The sequence below is a fragment of the Soonwooa sp. genome (assembly GCF_030151385.1).
Lineage (GTDB): Bacteria > Bacteroidota > Bacteroidia > Flavobacteriales > Weeksellaceae > Soonwooa.
This window is the reverse complement of record NZ_JASLDS010000012.1, coordinates 1-3,983: the sequence shown is the minus strand read 5'-3', so window position 1 is coordinate 3,983 and position 3,983 is coordinate 1. Positions and strand designations below refer to the sequence as shown.

The following is a 3,983-nucleotide window of genomic DNA, read 5'->3' as shown; positions in this document are numbered from 1 at the left end:
AAAAGTTTCTTGTGCGCCACCAAAAGCCAAACGGAAACCTGTCATCACTTCATCAAAAATCAACAAAGCGCCATTGTCTTGACAAACTTTTTTAAGATTTTGAAGGAAATTATTTTCTGGCAAAACACAACCCATATTTCCTGCCACAGGTTCTACAATAACCGCTGCGATTTCGCCTTGGTTATGACGGAAAATATCTGTAACATTTTCGATATCGTTATATGTTGCGATCAATGTATCTTGCGCTGTTCCTTTAGTAACGCCTGGCGAATTCGGATTTCCGAAAGTTGCTGCGCCGCTTCCAGCTTTTATTAAAAACGAATCCGAATGTCCATGATAACAACCATCGAATTTGATGATTTTATCTCTTCCCGTAAAACCTCTGGCCAAACGAATAGCACTCATACAAGCTTCAGTTCCTGAAGAAACCATACGGATTTGATCGATATTCGGAACATTTTCGACGATAAGTTTTGCAATTTCAGTTTCTAATTCGGTTGGTGTTCCGTAAGAAAAACCGTGTTCTGCTTGTTTCTGGATTGCTTCTAAAACAACTGGATGTGTGTGTCCCAAAATCGCAGGTCCCCAAGAGTTGATGTAATCAACATAGGTGCGGTCATCAGCATCTGTAAGGTAAGCACCTTTGGCAGATTTCATAAAAACGGGAACACCTCCAACAGATTTGAAAGCTCTTACAGGTGAGTTAACACCACCAGGAATATACTTTTGCGCCTCGTCAAATAAGGCAGAACTTCTTTGATATAACATGTCTTGTTATGAATTTATTATTGTCTGAAAAACAGTTTTTATTCTTGTTAATTTCGAGTTTTGAATGTCGAATCTCAAATTTCGAATTACAAATTAAACTAGCTTCTCGGTTTTTTATTTTTAAGATAGATTACTTGTCCAACGCGTGGTTGTTGACCTTCGTCCATTCTGTTTTTTGAATAAAGTTTGGAAAGTTTAATTCCAAATTTTTGAGCAATGTCATGCATATTTTCGCCAACTTCAGCTTTGTAAGTCTCAACATTACCAGAAGACGATTTTTTGTCTAAGAAAACAATATCATTTTTCTTCAGAACATTGCTGTTAAGCTCATTGAACTTAATAAGTCTTTTTTCGCTAATGCCGAATTTTTTAGAAATCGTTGCAACATCGGTATCAACAGGAACCACGAAAAATTTCATTCCACCATTCGGATGATTCTTTACCAAAATATTCTTTAGTAAAGCTGGTGACGATAAGGTTTCGCTTTGTTTGTTTGCATCTTTTTGATATTGCGCATAAGACGTTTGCTCGTAAGTTGTTTTAACAGTCGGAGGCGTAACTTTAGAATTGGCTTTGTTTTGATCCATTTGTGCCATGAAAACCGCATCATTATTAAGTGTAGGATACAATTTTAAAATAGCATAATAAACCTGATCTGTCGACGTATTGTCAAATTCGTAGAGTTTATATTTTTCAATTTTATCGATCAAAATATAAGCGTAACGTGGATTGGTTGCATAACCCGCTTTTTTGAGACCGTGAGCCCAAGCGCGGTAATCTTTCATATCCAAATCAAAAAGCTTGGTGTAATATTTTCGGGTCGCCAAAAAAATAGAGTGGTCTTCGTAAGATTGACGAGGGTCGTCATAGACGCGAAAACATTCGTTAGGTGCATCGTCGGTATGCTTCATGCTTTTACCAGTCCAGTCTTCCTTACATTTGATGCCGAAATGGTTATTGCCTTGTTGTGCCAATCGACTTTGTCCGCCGCCAGTTTCCAAAAGGCCTTGTGCTAAAGTGATACTTGCAGGAATTTTATATTTTTCCATCTCTTCGACCGCGTATTTCGCAAATCGTTGGATGTATTGATCTTCCGTTTTCCAAGTTTGCGATTTTGCAAAACTTAGTGATAGGATACAAACTAAAGCAAATATTCTCTTCATAATTGTTTTAAGTTTCAAAATTTTAAAAGAATTAAAACTGAATCAATGTTTTATTTTTCTTTTGAAGTTGTTGGTTAGCACCCGCAATTGCTTGCAATCCTCCAGTATGAAATGCTAAAACTTTTGCACCTTTTTCGAAGTAATTATCATCGATAAGTTGCAATAGTTTTTGCATCATTTTTCCTGTATAGATTGGGTCCAGCGGAATGTTATAGCTCTTATAAAAATCATTTATAAAACGAATATTATCGTCTGTTATTTTGCCATAACGCGCTTCTAGAGCATTTAATAATTCAAAGTTTGATTTTCCTGACCAATTTTTAACCAGATTTTCGAGACTGTTGTCTTGGACAACTTTTATCCCGATAACTTTTTGATGAGGTTCTGCAAATTTTGAAATCCCTGCAATCGTTCCGCCAGTGCCAACTGCAGTGCAAAGATAATCAAAATCTTTAGTATGCTCATTGAGCATCCATTGGACACCTTCAACCGCCAAATTATTGCTTCCACCTTCTGGAATAATCAATGCATCGGGGAAGTTTTGTTTAAAATTTTGGCTTAAAAAAGATTTGTTTCGGTAGCTTTCTCTTGAAACAAAATTAAATTCCATTCCATTGTTAAAAGCTTGATGAAGTGTTGGATTGTCGTGGATTTTATCCTTTAATTCTTCACCTCGGATAATGCCAAGACTTGAGATGTTTAAAGATTTTCCTAAAGCTGCAACCGCTGCAATATGATTGGAAAAGGCACCACCAAAAGTGATGAGTTTTGGGTTACTTGGATTTTGTTCCAAATAATATTTAACATTATAAAAAAGTTTCCAATACTTGTTGCCAGAAATGTCAGGGTGGATGAGGTCTTCGCGTTTTATCCAAAGTTCCACACCATTAAAGTTTCCGATCTTCTCAATTGGAATATTGTGCTTGGTTGTCAGCATACTGAAAAAAAATCCGCAACTAAGTGCGGATTTTAATTTATTTTGTTTTGTTAATGATTGTCTTAACCGCTTCGATCACTGCGTCCGAATCAATTTTGTATTTCTTCATCAACTCAGCTGGCGTCCCAGACTCACCGAAAGTATCGTGTACTGCAACAAATTCTTGAGGCGTTGGCCTTCTTCTCGCCAACATACCAGCAACAGATTCGCCCAAACCACCTAGATAGTTGTGTTCTTCAGCTGTTACAATTTTACCTGTTTTTTCAACAGATTTAAGAATGATTTCTTCATCCAAAGGTTTGATGGTGTGGATGTTGATAATTTCACAAGAGATGCCTTCTTTCTCCAAAGCTTCAGCTGCCAAAAGACTTTCCCAAACCAAGTGACCAGTCGCAACAATTGTTACATCTGTACCTTCTTGTAAAAGAATACCTTTTCCGATTTCGAAAGGCATATCTTCCGGCATGAAAACTGGAACAGCTGGTCTACCAAATCTTAAATATACAGGACCTTCATGATCAGCGATGGCAATAGTAGCTGCTTTTGTCTGGTTGTAATCACAAGGATTGATCACCGTCATGCCAGGAAGCATTTTCATCATCCCGATATCTTCCAAAACCTGGTGAGTGGCACCGTCTTCCCCTAAAGTAAGACCTGCGTGAGATGCACAGATTTTAACATTTTTTCCAGAATAAGCGATCGATTGACGAATCTGGTCATAAACTCTTGAAGTAGAGAAGTTAGCGAAAGTTCCTGTAAAAGGAATTTTTCCTGTGATACTAAGACCAGCAGCAAGACCCATCATGTTGGCTTCTGCAATACCTGTCTGGTAAAATCTTTCAGGTGCTTTTTCAATGAATTGCTCCATTTTCAAAGATCCGATAAGATCTGCACAAAGTGCTACAACATTCGGGTTTGTATCAGCAAGTTCAGCCAATCCAGCTCCGAATCCTGAACGTGTATCTTTTTTTTCTGTATATGTAAATTTCATTTTTTTCTGATTATTTTATTACTGATTACCTTTACTCATTACCAATTGTTAGTAATCAGCAGGAGCTTCTAGATATAATTGCTTGAATGCAGTGTTCAATTGCTCGTCGTTTGGAGCTTTTCCG

4 protein-coding genes are annotated in these 3,983 nt (G+C 37.3%); all 4 read right to left on the bottom strand.

Going from position 1 to position 3,983, the window contains the following annotated elements; genetic code table 11:
• On the bottom strand, window positions 1-768 hold a 768-nt coding region (locus Q1V95_RS01870; protein WP_300669679.1), incomplete at its 3' end, for a glutamate-1-semialdehyde 2,1-aminomutase.
• A gap of 98 nt (window positions 769-866) precedes the next feature.
• A complete protein-coding gene (locus Q1V95_RS01865) occupies window positions 867-1,931 on the bottom strand; it encodes a glucosaminidase domain-containing protein (protein ID WP_300669677.1) in 1,065 nt (354 codons plus the stop codon).
• A 31-nt stretch (window positions 1,932-1,962) separates the two neighbouring features.
• A complete protein-coding gene (locus Q1V95_RS01860) occupies window positions 1,963-2,868 on the bottom strand; it encodes a pyridoxal-phosphate dependent enzyme (protein WP_300669674.1) in 906 nt (301 codons plus the stop codon).
• Between the two features lie 37 nt (window positions 2,869-2,905).
• Entirely contained in the window at window positions 2,906-3,859 is a 954-nt protein-coding gene (locus Q1V95_RS01855) for a transketolase family protein (RefSeq protein ID WP_300669672.1), read from the bottom strand.
• Between the last annotated feature and the right edge of the window lie 124 nt (window positions 3,860-3,983).

Coding starts and splice junctions, on each gene's coding strand:
- Q1V95_RS01865 (WP_300669677.1), bottom strand. CDS start 1,931: ATGAAGAGAATATTTGCTTTAGTTTGTATCCTATCACTAAGTTTTGCA.
- Q1V95_RS01860 (WP_300669674.1), bottom strand. CDS start 2,868: ATGCTGACAACCAAGCACAATATTCCAATTGAGAAGATCGGAAACTTT.
- Q1V95_RS01855 (WP_300669672.1), bottom strand. CDS start 3,859: ATGAAATTTACATATACAGAAAAAAAAGATACACGTTCAGGATTCGGA.